Genomic DNA, 17377 nt, shown 5'->3' on the forward strand with positions numbered 1-17377 from the left:
AGCTAGCCGTCTCTCAAAATAAATACATATAGCGCGGGCCCGCACCCGCGCGAGCGCCCATTCCATGTCGCATTCCGGTCTTACGCGGACGGCCGCCGCGCCGCCGTCCCTGTCCAGTCATGCCGCCGATACCGCGCGCCTTGCCGCGCCGCTCGCTATCGCGCAGCTCTCGCAGATGGCGATGAGCGTCACCGACACGGTGCTGCTCGGCTCGCTCGGCCCCGATTCGCTCGCGGCGGGCGGCCTCGGCGCGAACTTCTTCTTCGTCATCGTGACCGTGCTGCAAGGCGTGCTGTCGTCGGTCAGCGTCAGTGTCGCGCACGCGCGCGGCGCCAAGGCCGACGAGCGCGTTCCGCACATCTACTGGACCGGCTTCGCGCTGTCCGTGCTGCTCGCGATTCCGGCCATCCTCGCGCTGTCGCTGTCCGAACCGATCCTGCTGATGTTCCACGAGCCGCCGCTGCTCGCCCATCACGTCGGCGAATACACCGGCATCCTGCGCTTCGCCGCACTCGGCAGCCTGATCGGCGTCGGGCTGATGCGCGCGTTCCTGCCGGCGATCGGCGCGGCGCGCCGGCTGCTGTGGGTGTCGATCGGCGGTGTCGGCGTGAACGGCGTGCTGAACTACGGGCTGATCCACGGCGCGTTCGGGCTGCCGCGCCTCGGCTTTCTCGGTTCGGCCGTCGCGACGACGATCACGATCTGGCTCACCGCATTCGCCCTGATCTGGCTGCTGCACGGCCGCCAGCGCTTCCGTCATTTCGTCACGGCCGCACGCCCGAAGCTGCCGATGATGGGCGAACTGATCGGCATCGGCTGGCCCGTCGCGATCACGTACGGGGTCGAGTCGACGCTGTTCCTCGCCACCGGCCTGACGATCGGCGTGCTTGGCGCGACGTCGCTGGCCGCGCACCAGATTGCGCTGAACGTCGCGTCGGTGGCATTCATGGTGCCGCTCGCGATCGGCCAGGCCGCCAACGTGCGGGTCGGCTACTGGGTCGGCGCGGGGGCGCCCGTCGCCGCTCGGCATGCCGGCTTCGTCGCGCTCGGCCTCGGTGTCGCGTTCATGACGCTGTCGGGCATCGTGCTGATCGTCGCGCCGCACTCGATCGTCGGCCTGTACCTGAACCTCGACGATCCGGCCAACGCGGCCACTGTGTCGCTCGCCGCGTCGCTGCTCGGCATCGCCGCGGTGTTCCAGATCGTCGACGGCGCGCAGACCGTCGCGTCGGGTGCGCTGCGCGGCCTGAAGGACACGCGCATCCCGATGCTCGCGGCGACCCTCGGCTACTGGGGCATCGGCTTTCCGACCGGCTACTGGTTCGCATTCCACGTGGGCCTCGGTGCCCGCGGCCTCTGGTGGGGCCTCGCGGCCGGCCTCGCCAGCGTGGCCGTGCTGATGGCGTGGCGCTTCCATCTGAAGAGCGCGTCGCTCGTGACGTCGCCGCCCTGAACGCGACAAGACGCGAAATCCGAGCCGGCGCTATGCTAGTCGGCTGAAGATCTCAAGACGCCGCGCAAGCGACGCGACTGCCTCACGATACGTCTGATTACGTCTGATGCCGCGCGGCCACGCGCGGCCTTTCCCCTTTCCTGGAGGAGTGGATCATGAACGAAGCAGTTCGGATGGAACGCGATACGTTCGGCGAAATCGCCGTGCCGGCCGACCGGCTCTGGGGCGCGCAGACCGAGCGCTCGCTGCAGAATTTCCGGATCTCGACCGAGAAGCAGTCGCCCGAGCTGATCCACGCGCTCGCGATCGTCAAGCGCGCCGCGGCGGCCGTGAACCAGTCGCTCGGCGTGCTGGCCGACGACAAGGCGCGCGCGATCATCGACGCGGCCGACGAGATCATCGCCGGCAAGCATCCGCGCGAATTCCCGCTCGCCGTGTGGCAGACGGGTTCCGGCACGCAGACCAACATGAACCTCAACGAGGTGATCGCGAATCGCGCGAGCGAACTGATGGGCGGCGAGCGCGGCGAAGCGCGCAAGGTTCATCCGAACGACGACGTGAACCGCGGCCAGTCGTCGAACGACGTCTTCCCGACTGCCATGCACGTCGCGGCCGCTTACGCGATCGTCAACCACCTGCTGCCGGCGCTGCGCACGCTGCGCACGACGCTCGATGCGAAATCGAAGGCGTTCGCCGACATCGTGAAGATCGGCCGCACGCACCTCCAGGACGCGACGCCGCTCACGCTCGGCCAGGAGTTTTCCGGTTACGTCGCGCAGCTCGACCAGGGCATCCGTCACGTCGAATCGGCGCTGCCGCACCTGTATGAACTCGCGCTCGGCGGCACCGCGGTCGGCACGGGGCTGAACGCGCATCCGGAGTTCGCGGTGCGCGTCGCCGATGAAATCGGCCGGCTCGCGAAACTGCCGTTCGTGACGGCACCGAGCAAGTTCGAGGTGATGGCGGCCGCCGACGCGCTGGTGTTCGCGCACGGCGCGCTGAAGACGGTAGCGGCTGGCCTGATGAAGATCGCGAACGACGTCCGCTGGCTCGCGAGCGGGCCGCGCTGCGGGCTCGGCGAGCTGTCGATTCCGGAGAACGAGCCGGGCAGCTCGATCATGCCGGGCAAGGTGAACCCGACTCAGTCGGAAGCCGTGACGATGCTGTGCTGCCAGGTGTTCGGCAACGACGTCGCGGTCAACGTCGGCGGCGCGAGCGGCAATTTCGAGCTGAACGTGTTCCGGCCGATGATCGCGCACAACGTGCTGCAGTCAGTACGGCTGCTCGCCGACGGCGCGCAGAGCTTCAACGACCACTGCGCGGTGGGCATCGAGCCGAACCGCTCGCGGATCGACCTGCTGCTGAACGAATCGCTGATGCTGGTGACGGCACTCAATCCGCACATCGGCTACGACAAGTCGGCGCAAATCGCGAAGAAGGCGCACAAGGAAGGCACGACGCTGAAGGCGGCCGCGCTCGCGCTCGGCTACCTGACCGAGGCGGAATTCGATGCGTGGGTACGTCCCGAGCAGATGATCGGATCGCAGTAACGGCAGGAAGAGGCAGGATGACGGGCGCGGCGCAGCGCGACGCAATGCGCGGCGCCCGCAGCGGTCAGACCGCGCCCTTCGCGACCTCTTCCGGTTTCATCTCGACGATCTTGTCGAGCGCGGCCCGCACGTCGGCCGCATATTTCGCGAGCACCTTCTGCTCGTCGGTCTCGGGCACGAACGGCGGCACCGGCACCGGGTTGCCGTTCTCGTCGACTGCGACGAACACGACGAGGCAATCGGTCGTCTGGCGCAGCATGCCGCCCTTCGGATCGCCGGCATGCACTGACACGTGGATGTGCATGCTGGTGCGGCCCGTCGCGACGACGCGCGCCTTCAGCTCGACCAGATTGCCGACCATGATCGGACGCTGGAAACGGATGTTGCCGACGCTGACCGTCACGCAATAGCGGCTCGACCAGACGGCCGCGCACGCATAGGCCACCTCGTCGATCCACTTCATCAGCGCGCCACCATGCACCTTGCCGCCGAAGTTCACGGACGACGGCTCGGCGAGGAAGCGGAATACGGTTTCGGTGCGGTCGAGCGCGGCCGGTACGGGGGACGGTTGGGACATCTTGTTGGCTCCAGGCGGCAGGGGCGCTGTAATCGGGCCATTATACGTTGCACTGCGGCAACGCGTCGCGGGGCGCCCCGTGTGGCGCGGCTACCGGGGATTGGCCCGGCGCGCGCACGGCCGCACCGGTCAGCGGCGCACCGTGATGCCCTGATCGATCGTTCCATACATCTCGATGCTGCCGCCGCGCTCGCCGGCAGCGCCGGCACCGCCCTGCGCACAGGCCGCGCAGACGAGCGCGGCCGCCAGCAAACAGAAAATCGTCTTCATCGTTGCGTCGTATCACGTGCGGCCGCCCGCTGCGGCCGCTTTCGGCCATTCTACGCGCGCGCCGCAAACGGCCGCAGCCCGGTTCCGCCGCATCGACGATGCCCACGCCACTGCATCCGACATTTCAGCCACAAGCGAAACATCGAATGCGCGCGCCCACTACACTGAAGATCATCCCGCCTGACGAGACACGACGATGACCGACCAAGACGACCACCACTTTCCGGGCCTGAGCCGCATCGGCTCGCTGATCGCCGACCCCGGGCGCGCCGCGATGCTGTGGGTGCTGATGGACGGCAGCGCGCGACCGGCAGGCGAGCTGACGATGATCGCGGGGCTGTCGCCGTCGGCTGCAAGCGCCCATCTCGCGCGCTTGACCGAGGGCGGCCTGCTCGCGCTCGACGTGCGCGGCCGGCACCGCTACTACCGGATCGCATCGGCCGACATCGCCGCCTCGCTCGAGGCGCTCGCGAACGTCGCCCGCGCAGCCGCGCCGCATCGCCCGGTCCCGGCGCCGTCCCGCACGGTCCCGGCCGAATTGCGCTATGCGCGTACCTGCTACGACCACATGGCCGGCGAACTCGCGGTGCGCATCTTCGACGGGCTCACCGCGCGCGGCTGGCTGCTTGCCGACGGCGATGCGATCGAGACCACCGAGCTCGGCACCCAGGCGCTCGCGCAATGGGGCATCGACGTCGCGCAGCAGCGCACGCGCCGGCGCCGCTTCGCGTGCGGCTGCCTCGACTGGAGCGAACGGCGCTCGCATCTCGGCGGCGCACTTGGTGCGGCGCTGCTCGAGAGCTTCTGCGCGCACGGCTGGATCGAGCGCGCCGCACGGCCGCGTGTGCTGCGCGTCACCGTGCCCGGACAGCAGGTTTTCGACGGGTGGCTTACGTCCGCTTGACGCCCGGATTGCGTCTGCACGACAACGGCGCGCGATCGACAGGTTTTGTTACATCGCGTGCCATTCGACTTACAAAACACCGAGCATTGAAACAGGCCGAACGGATATTGTGAACTCAGCGGCACGAATCGACGCGCCGCGATAATGACGAAGACGCTCACCATGGCCACCCTGTTCATGCTCAAGCGAACCGCCCGCTGCACGCTGGTCGCGTTCGTCGCGCTTGCGGCACTGCCCCCCGCATTCGCGCAATCGGCCGGCGCGCCGCCCTATGCGGCCGCGGCACGACAACCGGGCGGCGATCCACCCAGCCGTGTCGCTCGGCTCAATTACCTGTCGGGTGCCGTGACGACCGAACCGGCCGGCACCGACACGTGGTCGTATGCCGCCGTGAACCGGCCGCTGACGACCGGCGACCAGCTCTGGAACGATGCCGGTGCACGCTCGGAACTGCACATCGGCTCGACCGCGGTGCGGCTCGGTGAATCGACGAGCCTGTCGGTGCTGAACCTCGACGACACGACGACCCAACTGAAAGTGGGGCTCGGCACCGTATCGACGCACGTGCGCGATCTGCCGGCCGGCGGATCGTACGAAATCGACACACCGAATCTCGCGCTCGGCATCACGGGCCCCGGCGACTATCGCGTCGACGTCGCGCCGAACGGTACGAGCACGACGGTCACGGTGCGCAGCGGCAGCGCGACCGTCTACGGCAGCAACGGCCAGTACCCGCTGTCGCCCGGGCAGCAGGTCGTGTTCACCGGCACCGACCTGCAGGTTGCGCAGCAATCCGCCGCCCCGGGCCCCGATCCGCTCGACCAGTGGGCCGCCAGCCGCGACGCGGCCGAGGAGCGGTCGGTATCGGCCCGCTATGTGTCCCGCGACATCCCCGGCTACCAGGATCTCGACGCGAACGGCACATGGCGCGAAACCCCGAACTACGGTCAGGTATGGGTGCCGAACGACACGCCGGCCAACTGGGCGCCGTATCACGACGGTCACTGGATCTGGCAGGCACCGTGGGGCTGGACGTGGGTCGACGATGCACCATGGGGTTTCGCGCCGTATCACTATGGCCGCTGGGCGTACGTGGACGATAGCTGGGCCTGGGTACCGGGCCCGCTGGTCGTCAGCCAGCCGCCGGTCTATGCACCGGCACTGGTCGCATTCGTGGGCGGCGGCGGCGGCCCCGACTGGAGCGTCGCGCTCACGGTGGGCGGTGTCGCCGCGGCCGGCTGCGCGTGGTTCGCGCTCGGCCCGGGCGAACCGTGGCATCCGGGCTGGGGCGGCTGGAGCCCGCACTACTACGACCGTGTGAACCGCAACATCGTGGTGAACAACGTCAACGTGAACAAGACCGTGAACGTGACGAACATCACCAATATCACCAACATCAACAAGACGTACGTGAACTTCCGCGCGCCGCACGCGATCACGGCCGTACCGGCCTCCGCGTTCGTGCACGGCCAGCCGGTCGCGCACTTCTCGCAGCACGTCGATCCGCAACAATGGCGCAACGCGCACGTCACGCCGGGGACACCGGGCATTGCACCGGTGCGCCAAAGCTTCACCGGCGGGCTGCGCAATGCGAGCTACCGTCCGCCTGCAGCGATTGCCCAGCACCCGTTCGTCGCGACGCGCAACCCCGCCGTGCCGGCCGCGTATCGCGACCACGCGGCGGCCCACCTCGCGCAGCAAGGCGGGCGCGTACCGGGTGCCGGCGCACCCGTCGTGAAGACGAACGTGCCGGCCGACTATACGGCTCGCCCGGTCCGCGTACCGGGCAAGCCGGGCGGCGGCGCGTGGGCGATGCACAACGTGCAGCTCGTGAATCCGCACGGCCCCGTCGTGCAACCGGCTCGCGCGCCTCGTGAAGGCCAGCCGGCCGCCGTACAGGCCGGGCGGCCGGGCACACCGATGCCGGGCATGCCGAATGTCGCGCGACCAGCGAACGGCGAAAACCCCAACGCACCGCGTTTCGCCAACGGCACCGTGCCGCAGGCACCCGGCAACGCGATGCCGCATCAGGCATTCGGGCCCGGCAACGGCGTCCCGCATCCGCCGGTAGCGAACAACAGTCAGGCCGGGATCGGCAATGCGCGCGCAGCCGAAGCGCCGTCGCCCGCGTGGATGCAGCCGCACACGCCGATGGAACGTCAGCGCCCTGCTCCGCCGACCGCGCTGCATGCCGCAGGACAGAATGGGCTGCCGCCGGTGCGCAGCGCAGCGGTCCCGCATCCGGACGGCATGCCGACTGCGCAGGGTGCGCAGCCCGGCAGCCGGAACGAAGCGCCGCGTGCACTGCCGCAACCGCGGCTCGACAACACGGCACAGATTCCGCAGCCGCGTCCGCGCCCCGATTTCCAGTCGCCGGCCCAACATGGGCAATCGCAACCGGAACGGGCGGCACCTGCGCCGCAACCGCACGCCGATTTCGCACAACCGGCGCCGCATCGCGAAGTCGCGCCGCCCCGTGTGAACGAGTACCGTCCGCCGGCCCCCGCCGTGCATGACGTGCCGCGCCCGCAACCGCAGGCGCCGCGCATGGAGCCGCGGCCGCAGCCCGCACCGCGTGTGGAGCCGCGACCGCAGCCGGCGCCTCGCATGGAACCGCGCCCGTCGATGCCCGCACCGCACATGGAGCCGCGGCCGCAACCGGCGCCGCACGTCGAGGCGCCCCACCCGAGCAACCCGCCGCAAGGTGGTCACGAAGAGCGGCATCGCCAGTAAGCGCCGCAAACGTGAAACAAAAAGGCCCGACCGGGATCAGCCGGTCGGGCCTTTTTCCTGCCGGGTGCGGATCGATGCATCCGCGCGGCCCGGATTGCTCGATCAGACCGCCATCGGCGCGGTCAGCGGCTCATGGTGGCGGTAGCCGACGAGCGAGAAATCGGACGGTTCGATCTGCTCCAGCCACTCGGGTGCATAGACGCCCGTCTTCGCGTATTCCGGCACGCGCTCGGCGATCTCGAGCCGCGGGCTGTCATACGGCTCTCGCGTGAGCTGGCGCTGCAGCATGTCGAGCTGGTTCTCGTAGATGTGCGCGTCGCCGATGAAGTACGTGAACCAGCGCGGCGTGTAGCCCGTCAGCCGGCCGACGAGTTCCAGCAGTGCGGCCCCTTCCGTCAGGTTGAACGGCGTACCCAGGCCGACGTCGTTGCTGCGGATGTACAGGCACAGCGAGATTTCGCGCTTCGTCGGATTCGGCAGGAACTGGTACAGCAAGTGGCATGCGGGCAGCGCGATCTGGTCGAGCACGGCCGGATTCCACGCGTGAAACAGGATGCGGCGGTCGGACGGATTCTCCATGATCGTGTCCAGGCACTGGCGCAACTGGTCGATCGCCTTGTACAGCAGCACCTTCGGCGCGCCGTCTTCGTCGAAACGCGTAACGATCCGGAAGCCGCGGCGCGTCGCATCGGCGATCTGCGCGTCGGCGCCCGCGTCGAGCACCTTGTAGCCCGGCCACTGGCGCCATTGCACGCCGTACACGTCACCGAGATCGTCGACGCCCTGGCGATACGGGTTCGCGAGCCATTGCGCGTTCTCGTTCGCGTTCGCGTCCCACACCTTGCAGCCGAGCGCGCGGAAATCGGCCGCGCTGCGCGTCGCGCGCAGGAAGCCGACCAGTTCGCCGATCGCTGACTTGAATGCGAGCTTCTTGGTCGTCACGGCCGGGAAGCCTTGCTGCAGGTCGAAGCGCAGCATCGCGCCCGGCATGCTGATGGTGCGGATCCCCGTGCGGTTCTCCTGCCAGGTGCCGGTATCGAGAATGGTACGGACGAGATCGAGATACTGTTTCATGCGGGTTCCTTCGGCCGCGAGGGCGACCGTACCCGCCAATTTTAGCAAGCGTGGCGAGGAAGCTCCGGCAACGGCGCCGAAAACCCTGCCAGCGGGTCGCCGCGATCGCGCATGCCGTGTGCGCACATCAGCCGGTAGAGCGTGACGCGCGACACGCCGAGCTCGCGCGCTGCATCCGCGAAACGGCCTCGATGACGCAACAGCGCCTGCTCGATCGCCTGCCGTTCGGCCGCCTCGCGTGCCTCCAGCAGCGACACGGGCGCGAGCGTCGCGAAGTCGTTCAGCTCGAGATCGGCCGCGGTGATCAGCCGGCCCTCCGACATGACGATCGCCCGGCGCACGCGATTGATCAGCTCGCGCACGTTGCCCGGCCACGAATAGCCGTACAGCGACGCGACCGCGTCAGGGGAAAAGCCGCGCAAGCGACGATGCGCGTCGCCCTTGAAACGTTCGAGCATGTGGCGCGCGAGCACCTCGATGTCCTTGCCGCGCGCGCGCAGCGGCGGCTCCTCGATCTTCAGCACGCACAGGCGATGGAACAGGTCCTCGCGGAACCGCCCTTCGCGCAGCGCCGCCTCCATGTCCACGTGCGTCGCGCAGATCACGCGCACGTCGACGGACACCGACACATGAGCACCCAACCGCTCGATCTTGCCTTCCTGCAGGAAGCGCAACAGGCTCGCCTGGCTTTCGAGCGGCAAGTCGCCGATCTCGTCGAGAAACAGGGTGCCGCCGTTGGCTGCCTCGACGCGGCCGATCTTGCGCTGGTTCGCGCCGGTGAACGCGCCGCGCTCATAGCCGAACAGTTCGGCCTGCAGCAGCGTCGACGGAATCGCACCGCAATTGATCGCGATGAAAGGCGCCTGCGCGCGCGACGAACGTTCGTGAATCGCGACCGCCGTCAACTCCTTGCCCGTACCCGATTCGCCGGAGATGAACACCGGCGCGTCGGTCGCCGCGACGCGGCGTATCGTCCTGAAGAGCCCGAGCATCGCATCGCAGGTCCCGACCATTTCGCCTTCGCTGCGTCCGGCGCCGACGGGCGGTGCAACGGTTTCGGTCAGCGCGATCATCCCGTGCGCATGGCCGACGGTCTCGACGATCCGCGCCGTCTCGTACGGCATCGTCACGTAGTCGAAGCAGTAGTCGCGAATGAGATGGCGCAGCGTAACGTCCTGCAACTGGCCGCGGCGCGTCGCCGCGATCCAGCCGATGTGCTGAATGCTCAGACAGGATTCGAGTTCGCGCAGGTCGGAAGGCTTGAAACCCGGCGAAAAATCGAGCAGCCCGGCCGTTGCGACACCATGCTGCACGACGCGCCGTACGTCTCGCACGGTCTCCGCGAGATCGACACGCCAACCGCATTCGTCGAAATGGCCGCGCAACGCGTCGTTCGGTTCGCGCGAATAGTAGATCACGTGCCGCTGATCGGCGCCCATATGCTCACCCCGTTCATCAACCGTCTAACGATTGCCGTGCACGCCAGGTCACGTGCGAAAAGGATCGAATCGGGTCAGCCGAAGGCGGCTCGATTCGCCATGCCGATGCGTGGCGACGACAAAGCCTCGCATGATGGCGCTTATCTCGCGTCCAGTTATTTTGATCAAGACAGCTTAGTTATAGGCACTGAATACGACAATCCTATTTCAGCGCGGTGGGCGATGCGGCCGTATCGCTCAAGAGGTCGATGCATGTCAATCGTCTGCACATAGCCCCGGCGCAGCGATACGCTCTGTCATCAACACTTGCGACGATTTTCGTCCTTGAAGCGTATCGATTGAATCCGCAGTATTCCCGAGCCCCCTCGTTTCAGGCCTGAAACATTTCCGGCCGTTTTCCGACACAATTCGCAACGCCTGAGCACGAATCGTAGTCTCGACAACGGTCCCGGCGCGATGGCATGTATTTCGCTGAACATGAACACCGTCGGAGACAGCGACCATGCGAAAACATCTTTTACTTTCTTTCGTGCCGGTGACCATTGCGGTCGCGGCCGCTGGCCCGCCCGCGCCCGCACGCGCAGACGAAAGCACGAATCCGGATCGTGCCATGCTGCTTGCGGCAAACGCGCCGAGCATGCAGCACGGCATCGTGACCGTGTCGTCACCGCAACCGTTGCCGGCCGGCAAGACGTCGGTGACGCTGTGGGACGAGATCCCGCCACCGCCTCAATTGCCGATGCCACTTCCGGCGCCGCAGCCGGGCGACGTGCAGCACGCGATGGAAGGCGCCACGCACGGCAGTACCCATCAGTGACGCACGATTCGATCCACTTAATCAGGATGACATATTGATTTGAGCGAGCCGGACAACATCGACAAGATGCCGGCATCATCGCGCTCGCAACACGAAACGGTTTTTTGTGCTCCGTCCCCCGGCGGGCACTCTTTTTATTCATTCCGTCGCCGCGACGCATTGCCTCGAGCGTCGCGGCGCGCAGTTCGGAAAGGCGGATGCGCGCGCCCGGATCCGGCGCGTGCCGCCGTTCCGGTAAAATCGGCGCCATTCCGGCTTTCCTTTCCCCCGACCTTCATGACGACGTTGACCCTGATCGTCGCGCGTGCCCGCAACGGCATCATCGGCCGCGACAACCAGTTGCCCTGGAAACTTCCCGAGGATCTCGCCTTCTTCAAGCGCACGACGATGGGCGCACCGATCGTGATGGGCCGCAAGACCCACGAGTCGATCGGCCGGCCGCTGCCGGGCCGCCGCAATATCGTGGTCACGCGTGACGCGACGCGTCGCTTCGACGGCTGCGACACGGTCACGTCGCTCGCCGATGCGCTGACGCTCGCCGCGCGCGACGGCGTACCCGAGGCGTTCCTGATCGGCGGCGCGCAGCTCTACACGGAAGGTCTCGCACTCGCCGACAAGCTGGTCGTCACCGAGATCGATGCCGACTTCGACGGTGACGCCACGTTCCCGGCACCCGACGCCGCGCAGTGGCAGGAAGTGTCGCGCGATGCGCACCAGGCGGCCGCGCCGAATACGTTCGGCTATGCGTTCGTCGTCTACGAGCGCAAGCGCGGCTGACGCGTCACGCATCATGAAAAAAGCCCGACCGGCGCGAGCCGGTCGGGCTTTTTCGTTTGATGGCGGCCGATGCCGTGCGCCGCTTACTGCCCGGCGATCGTCATCTGCTCGATCAGCACCGAGCCCGTTTCCTTCGTGCCGCGCACGATCGAATCGGCACCGATCGCGACGATATGCCGGAACATTTCCTGCAGCGTGCTCGCGACGGTGATTTCCTCGACCGGATACTGGATCACGCCGTTCTCGACCCAGAAGCCCGCCGCACCGCGCGAATAGTCGCCCGTCACGTAGTTCACGCCCTGCCCCATCAGCTCGGTCAGCAACAGGCCCGTGCCGAGCTTCTTCAGCATCGCGTCGAAATCGTCGCCCGCCTGCGTGTTCGAGCTGCGCAGCGCGAGGTTGTGCGAGCCGCCCGCGTTGCCGGTGGTCTGCGTGCCGAGCTTGCGCGCCGAATAGGTCGACAGGAAGTAGCCTTCGACGACGCCGTCCTTGACGACGCTGCGCGCACGCGTGCGCACGCCTTCCTCGTCGAACGGCGCGCTGCCCATCGCGCGCGGCACGTGCGGATCCTCGACGACCTGGATGTGCGGCGCGAACACCGGCTTGCCGAGGCTGTCGACGAGGAACGACGTCTTGCGGTACAACGCACCGCCGCTCACCGCCTGCACGAACGCGCCGAGCAGGCCGGCCGCGAGCGGCGCTTCGAACAGCACGGGCACCTTGCGGGTATCGAGGCGGCGTGCGCCCATCCGAGCGAGCGCACGCTCGGCCGCGTAACGGCCCACCGCTTCGGGTGCCGCGAGATCGATCGCGCTGCGTTTCGACGAATACCAGTCGTCGCGCTGCATGTGACGGCCGCTGCCCGCGATCGGCGCGCATGCGATGTAATGACGCGAGTACGGGTAGCCGGACAGGAAGCCGCGCGACGTGGCCAGCACGAACTGCGAATGCTGGGCGGACACGCTCGCGCCTTCCGAGTTGCGGATCTGCGGGCTGACCGCGAATGCGGCGTCTTCCGCGCGGCGGGCGAGCTCGACGGCCTCGTCGGCCGACAGCGCCCACGGGTGGTAGAGGTCGAGGTCACGCGGGTTGGTTTCGAGAAGCTCGGCTTCGGCCAGGCCGGCCGCCTCGTCCTCGGCCGTGAAGCGCGCGATGTTGTACGCGGCGGCGACGGTATCCTTGATCGCGCCCGGCGAGAAATCCGACGTGCTCGCGTTGCCGCGCTTCTTGCCGATGAACACGGTCACACCGACCATCTTGTCGCGGTTGTGCTCGATCGTTTCGACTTCGCCGCGGCGCACCGACACCGACAGGCCGTCGCCCTCGGAGATTTCGGTCGCGGCGTCCGTCGCGCCGAGCGCCTTCGCATGGCGAAGGATGTCCGAGGCGATTTCTTTGAGCTGGTCCTGCGTGTGCGGGAAATAGCGCGCTTGTACGTCGAGATTGGCTGCCATCGTCTAGATATCCGGTGGCGGGCGGGCGCCCGCATGTTCAAAATATTGCGTATCCCGCGATCATAGCAAGGTCCGGGGCCGGACACCGACAAGCTTGGGGTGTCCGCGGCGCGATACAATGCCGTCCATGACACGCAAAACCCGAATCCAGCCGATCGAGCATGCCGCCGAAGACGACGACAATGGCTATGATCGCCCCAGCAAATCCCAGTTGAAGCGCGAGATGCACGAGTTGCAGGTGCTCGGCCAGGCACTCGTCGATCTGCCGAAAGACGCGCTGAAACGCATGCCGATGCCCGAAAGCCTCGGCGACGCCGTGCGCGAGGCGCGCCGGATCACCGATCACGAAGGCAAGCGCCGCCAGCTCCAGTACGTTGGCCGCGTGATGCGCTCGCTGACCGACGACGAGACGGCCGCGCTGCGCACCGCGCTCGACGCGCAGCGCGGCGTGAACAAGGCCGCGACGGCCCGCCTGCACTGGATCGAACGCACCCGCGAACAGTTGCTGGCGAGCGACGACGCGCTGACCGAATTCCTGCGCCAGCACCCGGAAGCCGACATCCAGGAAGGCCGCACGCTGATCCGCAACGCACGCAAGGAAGCGCAGCAAGGCAAGCCGCCGCGCTATTTCCGCGAGCTGTTCCAGTGGATCAAGACCGCCGGCGGCACGTCCCATGCGGACGACGAAGCGGCGGACGACGCCGGAGACGACCATGACGACGACGAAGCGTAACCACCCGGACGAGCTCGTCGTCGGCCTCGTGTCGATCAGCGACCGCGCGAGCACGGGGGTCTACGAAGACAAGGGCATTCCGGCACTGCAGGAATGGCTCGCCGGCGCGCTGGTGTCGCCGTGGCGCGCCGAAACGCGCCTGATCCAGGACGACGCGCCGACGATCTCCGCCACGCTCGCCGAACTCGTCGACGTCGCGGGGTGCGACCTCGTGCTGACGACCGGCGGTACGGGCCCGGCGCGCCGCGACGTGACGCCCGAGGCCACGCTGGCCGTGGCGACGAAGGAAATGCCGGGATTCGGTGAACAGATGCGGCAGATCAGCCTGAATTTCGTGCCGACCGCGATCCTGTCGCGGCAGGTCGCGGTGATCCGCGAGACGGCCGACCACGCGGCGCTGATCATCAACCTGCCTGGCCAGCCGAAGTCGATCCGGGAAACGCTCGAAGGGCTGCGCGATGCCGACGGCAAGTCGACCGTGCCCGGCATCTTCGCCGCTGTGCCCTACTGCATCGACCTGATCGGCGGCCCGTACATCGAGACCGACGCCGCGGTGGTCGCGGCGTTCCGGCCGAAAAGCGCTCAGCGCGCACCGCGCTAAGCGCATGCCGGCCCGCTCAGGCGGCCGGCGCGGACTCGCCTGCCGAAGCCGACGCGGCCGGAATCAGGAAATGCTCGCGGTAGTACTTCAGTTCGTCGATCGACTCGTGGATGTCCGCGAGCGCCGTGTGCATCGCCCGCTTCTGGAAGCCCTTGTAGATCGCGGGCTGCCAGCGTCGGCACAACTCCTTGAGCGTGCTGACATCGAGGTTGCGGTAGTGGAAGAACCGCTCGAATTCGGGCATCCAGCGCGCCATGAAGCGACGGTCCTGGCAGATCGAGTTGCCGCACATCGGCGACTTGCCGGGCGACACATACTGCGCGAGGAAGGCCTGCAATTGCTCGGCGGCTTCCGCCTCGGTCACGGTCGATGCGCGCACGCGGTCGATCAGGCCCGAGCGGCCATGCGTCGACTTGTTCCAGTCGTCCATCTTGGCGAGCGTTTCGTCGCTCTGGTGGATCGCGAACACGGGGCCTTCCACCGCGATGTCGAGTGTGGAATTGGTCACGACGACCGCGATCTCGATGATGCGGTCGTTATCCGGGTCGAGGCCCGTCATCTCCATGTCGAGCCAGACGAGGTTCAACTCGTTGCGCACGAGCGCGGGCTGGCTGGCGGAAGCGGCGGTATCGGTCATGAGTCATCCTGGAAAATGGCGGACGGCGCGCGGCGCCGCCCGGGCGGCCGGCATCGCGTCAGCGGGGCCGGTCCGCAAGAACATATAATTCTCGCATAGAACCCTTTGGCGCCTTCGATGTCACCCTTTTCGTTCACCCTGCTGTTCGCGCTCGCCGTGCTCGCGATGGTCGTCACCAAGCTGTGGCTCGCGTCGCGGCAGATCCGCTTCGTTGCGGCGCACCGCAACGGCGTCCCCGCGCAGTTCAGCGCAACCATCCCGCTGACCGCCCACCAGCGCGCGGCCGACTATACGGTCGAGCGCACCCGGCTGACGATGCTGGAAATCGTCGTCAGCGCGGCCGTGCTGGTCGGCCTTACGCTGCTCGGCGGCGTCGGCGCACTCGACACGCTGCTCACCGGCTGGATCGGCCGCGGCTACGGGCAGCAGGTCGCGCTCGTCGCCGCCGTGCTCGTGATCACGAGCGTCATCGACGTCCCGTTCGAGTATTACCGTCAGTTCGGAATCGAACAGCGGTTCGGCTTCAACCGGATGACGAAGCGGCTGTTCTTCACCGACATGCTGAAAAATTCCCTGCTCGGCGCTGCGCTCGGCCTGCCGCTGCTGTTCGTCGTGCTGTGGCTGATGAACCAGGCCGGCAGCCTGTGGTGGCTGTGGACCTGGATCGTCTGGGTCGCGTTCCAGATGCTCGTCCTGCTGATCTACCCGACCTTCATCGCACCGATCTTCAACAAGTTCGAGCCTTTGAAGGACGACGCGCTGCGCGCGCGCATCGAGTCGCTGATGAAGCGCTGCGGCTTTGCGGCAAAGGGCCTCTTCGTGATGGACGGCAGCCGCCGCTCCGCGCACGGCAACGCGTACTTCACGGGCTTCGGCGCATCGAAGCGGATCGTGTTCTTCGATACGCTGCTCGCGCGCCTGTCCGGCGAGGAAATCGAAGCCGTGCTCGCGCACGAACTCGGCCACTTCAAGCGCCGCCACGTGATGAAGCGGATGCTCGTGTCGTTCGTGCTGAGCCTCGTGCTGCTTGCGCTGCTCGGCTGGCTCGCGCAACGCACGTGGTTTTATACGGGGCTCGGCGTCACGCCGTCGCTCGACACCAGCAACGCGGGCGCCGCGCTCGTGCTGTTCTTCCTCGCGATTCCCGTGTTCCTGTTCTTCGCAACGCCGTTCGGCAGCCTTACGTCGCGCAAGCACGAATTCGAGGCCGACGCATTCGCGGCCAGCCAGACCGACGCGCAGGATCTTGTCAGCGCGCTCGTGAAGCTCTACGAGGACAACGCGTCGACGCTGACACCCGACCCCGTCTACACGGCCTTCTACTACTCGCATCCGCCTGCGTCGCAGCGGATCGACCGCCTGATGCAGCACGCATGAGCCGGCCGACCTCCCGCAAGCCGGCCCCGCGCGCGTCGGGCGCGCAACGTGCCGAAGGCCGCGTGATCGCGGCGCACGGGCGCCACTACATCGTCGCGCCCGACGACGGCAGCCCGATGCTGCAGTGCTTCCCGCGCGGCAAGAAGAGCGATATCGCGGTCGGCGACCGTGTCGCGTACGAACTCGCGTCGGCCGACCAGGGCGTCATCGTCGAGATCGGCGAACGGCGCAACCTGCTGTACCGCTCCGACCAGTTCAAGTCGAAGCTGTTCGCGGCCAACCTCGATCAATTGCTGATCGTACTCGCGACCGAGCCCTACTTCAGCGAGGACCTACTCGGCCGCGCGCTGATCGCCGCCGAGGCGAACGAGCTGAAGCCGCTCGTCGTGCTGAACAAGATCGACGTCGAAGCCGCGCTGCCGGTCGCGCGCGAGCGCCTCGCGCCCTACCGCACCCTCGGTTACGACGTGCTCGAGCTGTCGGTGAAGGGCTCGCCCGACGACGCACGCGCACAACTGATGCCGCACCTCTCCGGGCATTCGACGATCCTGCTCGGCCAGTCCGGGATGGGCAAGTCGACGCTTGTGAACCTGCTCGTTCCCGATGCCGAAGCCGCCACACGCGAGATTTCGGCCGCGCTCAACAGCGGCCGTCACACGACGACGTTCACGCGCCTCTACCCATTGGCGGGCGGCGGCGCGCTGATCGATTCGCCGGGCTTCCAGGAATTCGGCCTCTACCACCTGACGGAAGGCCGTCTCGAGCGCGCCTTTCCGGAGTTCCGGCCGCTGCTGGCCGACTGCCGTTTCTATAATTGCCATCATCTGCACGAACCCGGCTGCGCGATTCTCGACGCTGTCGCCGACGGCCGCATCGCGCCGTCACGGCATGCGCTGTATGCGCAGCTCGTGCACGAGGCGAGCCAGATCGTCCGCTGACCGCGCGGCACGCGCGCGGCGGCCAGCCGGTACCATGCGGGCC

General features: G+C 67.4%; 16 protein-coding genes. 10 read left to right on the forward strand and 6 right to left on the reverse strand.

What is annotated here, in order from left to right; genetic code table 11:
* The first annotated feature begins 64 nt into the window (after window positions 1-64).
* Both norM and fumC read left to right on the forward strand, forming a co-directional pair.
* Complete coding sequence (gene norM, locus C5O79_RS03010) at window positions 65-1453, forward strand: multidrug efflux MATE transporter NorM (RefSeq protein ID WP_046545222.1); 1389 nt, start codon at window positions 65-67, stop codon at window positions 1451-1453.
* A 155-nt stretch (window positions 1454-1608) separates the two neighbouring features.
* On the forward strand, window positions 1609-3003 hold the full coding sequence (gene fumC / locus C5O79_RS03015; RefSeq protein WP_047850516.1) for a class II fumarate hydratase: 1395 nt from the start codon (window positions 1609-1611) through the stop codon (window positions 3001-3003).
* 64 nt (window positions 3004-3067) lie between these two features.
* Here fumC and C5O79_RS03020 read toward each other — a convergent pair whose 3' ends face one another.
* Both C5O79_RS03020 and C5O79_RS37985 read right to left on the reverse strand, forming a co-directional pair.
* Complete coding sequence (locus tag C5O79_RS03020; protein ID WP_039370920.1) at window positions 3068-3580, reverse strand: acyl-CoA thioesterase; 513 nt, start codon at window positions 3578-3580, stop codon at window positions 3068-3070.
* A 129-nt stretch (window positions 3581-3709) separates the two neighbouring features.
* Window positions 3710-3850 (reverse strand): hypothetical protein, encoded by a 141-nt coding sequence (locus C5O79_RS37985; protein WP_163008963.1) that lies wholly within the window; start codon window positions 3848-3850, stop codon window positions 3710-3712.
* 196 nt (window positions 3851-4046) lie between these two features.
* Here C5O79_RS37985 and C5O79_RS03030 point away from each other — a divergent pair, with 196 nt between their 5' ends.
* Together C5O79_RS03030 and C5O79_RS03035 are read left to right on the forward strand one after the other, a co-directional pair.
* Complete coding sequence (locus C5O79_RS03030) at window positions 4047-4754, forward strand: helix-turn-helix transcriptional regulator (protein ID WP_046545220.1); 708 nt, start codon at window positions 4047-4049, stop codon at window positions 4752-4754.
* Window positions 4755-4916: 162 nt separating this feature from the next.
* Entirely contained in the window at window positions 4917-7487 is a 2571-nt protein-coding gene (locus tag C5O79_RS03035) for a DUF6600 domain-containing protein (RefSeq protein ID WP_047851103.1), read from the forward strand.
* A 102-nt stretch (window positions 7488-7589) separates the two neighbouring features.
* Here C5O79_RS03035 and C5O79_RS03040 read toward each other — a convergent pair whose 3' ends face one another.
* Together C5O79_RS03040 and C5O79_RS03045 are read right to left on the reverse strand one after the other, a co-directional pair.
* The gene (locus C5O79_RS03040) at window positions 7590-8561 is read right to left on the reverse strand and encodes a thymidylate synthase (RefSeq protein ID WP_046545219.1); all 972 of its coding nucleotides are present in this window, start codon (window positions 8559-8561) and stop codon (window positions 7590-7592) included.
* Between the two features lie 41 nt (window positions 8562-8602).
* A complete protein-coding gene (locus C5O79_RS03045; RefSeq protein WP_046545218.1) occupies window positions 8603-10000 on the reverse strand; it encodes a sigma-54 dependent transcriptional regulator in 1398 nt (465 codons plus the stop codon).
* A gap of 502 nt (window positions 10001-10502) precedes the next feature.
* On the opposite strand from C5O79_RS03045, the gene C5O79_RS03060 reads away from it, so the two are divergent.
* The gene (locus tag C5O79_RS03060; RefSeq protein ID WP_046545217.1) at window positions 10503-10817 is read left to right on the forward strand and encodes a hypothetical protein; all 315 of its coding nucleotides are present in this window, start codon (window positions 10503-10505) and stop codon (window positions 10815-10817) included.
* 276 nt (window positions 10818-11093) lie between these two features.
* Window positions 11094-11594, forward strand: coding sequence for a dihydrofolate reductase (locus tag C5O79_RS03065; RefSeq protein WP_046545215.1), 501 nt, complete (start codon window positions 11094-11096; stop codon window positions 11592-11594).
* An 83-nt stretch (window positions 11595-11677) separates the two neighbouring features.
* On the opposite strand, the gene pmbA is transcribed toward C5O79_RS03065, so the two are convergent.
* On the reverse strand, window positions 11678-13048 hold the full coding sequence (gene pmbA / locus C5O79_RS03070) for a metalloprotease PmbA (RefSeq protein WP_122473688.1): 1371 nt from the start codon (window positions 13046-13048) through the stop codon (window positions 11678-11680).
* Window positions 13049-13175: 127 nt separating this feature from the next.
* Here pmbA and yjgA point away from each other — a divergent pair, with 127 nt between their 5' ends.
* Together yjgA and mog are read left to right on the forward strand one after the other, a co-directional pair.
* Window positions 13176-13781: a ribosome biogenesis factor YjgA gene (gene yjgA, locus C5O79_RS03075; RefSeq protein ID WP_272482667.1), complete on the forward strand. Its 606-nt coding sequence runs from the start codon at window positions 13176-13178 to the stop codon at window positions 13779-13781.
* Window positions 13762-14382 carry a molybdopterin adenylyltransferase gene (gene mog / locus C5O79_RS03080; RefSeq protein ID WP_046545213.1) on the forward strand — a complete coding sequence of 207 codons (621 nt, stop codon included), beginning with the start codon at window positions 13762-13764 and terminating at the stop codon, window positions 14380-14382. The genes yjgA and mog overlap by 20 nt, the downstream gene beginning before the upstream one ends.
* A gap of 16 nt (window positions 14383-14398) precedes the next feature.
* On the opposite strand, the gene orn is transcribed toward mog, so the two are convergent.
* Complete coding sequence (gene orn / locus C5O79_RS03085; protein ID WP_046545212.1) at window positions 14399-15019, reverse strand: oligoribonuclease; 621 nt, start codon at window positions 15017-15019, stop codon at window positions 14399-14401.
* 117 nt (window positions 15020-15136) lie between these two features.
* On the opposite strand from orn, the gene C5O79_RS03090 reads away from it, so the two are divergent.
* On the forward strand, window positions 15137-16396 hold the full coding sequence (locus tag C5O79_RS03090) for a M48 family metallopeptidase (protein WP_046545211.1): 1260 nt from the start codon (window positions 15137-15139) through the stop codon (window positions 16394-16396).
* Complete coding sequence (gene rsgA / locus C5O79_RS03095) at window positions 16393-17334, forward strand: ribosome small subunit-dependent GTPase A (RefSeq protein ID WP_047850520.1); 942 nt, start codon at window positions 16393-16395, stop codon at window positions 17332-17334. Before C5O79_RS03090 ends, rsgA begins: the two co-directional genes overlap by 4 nt.
* The last annotated feature ends 43 nt before the right edge of the window (window positions 17335-17377 follow it).

It is taken from the genome of Burkholderia sp. SRS-25 (assembly GCF_004343765.1).
GTDB lineage: Bacteria > Pseudomonadota > Gammaproteobacteria > Burkholderiales > Burkholderiaceae > Burkholderia > Burkholderia contaminans.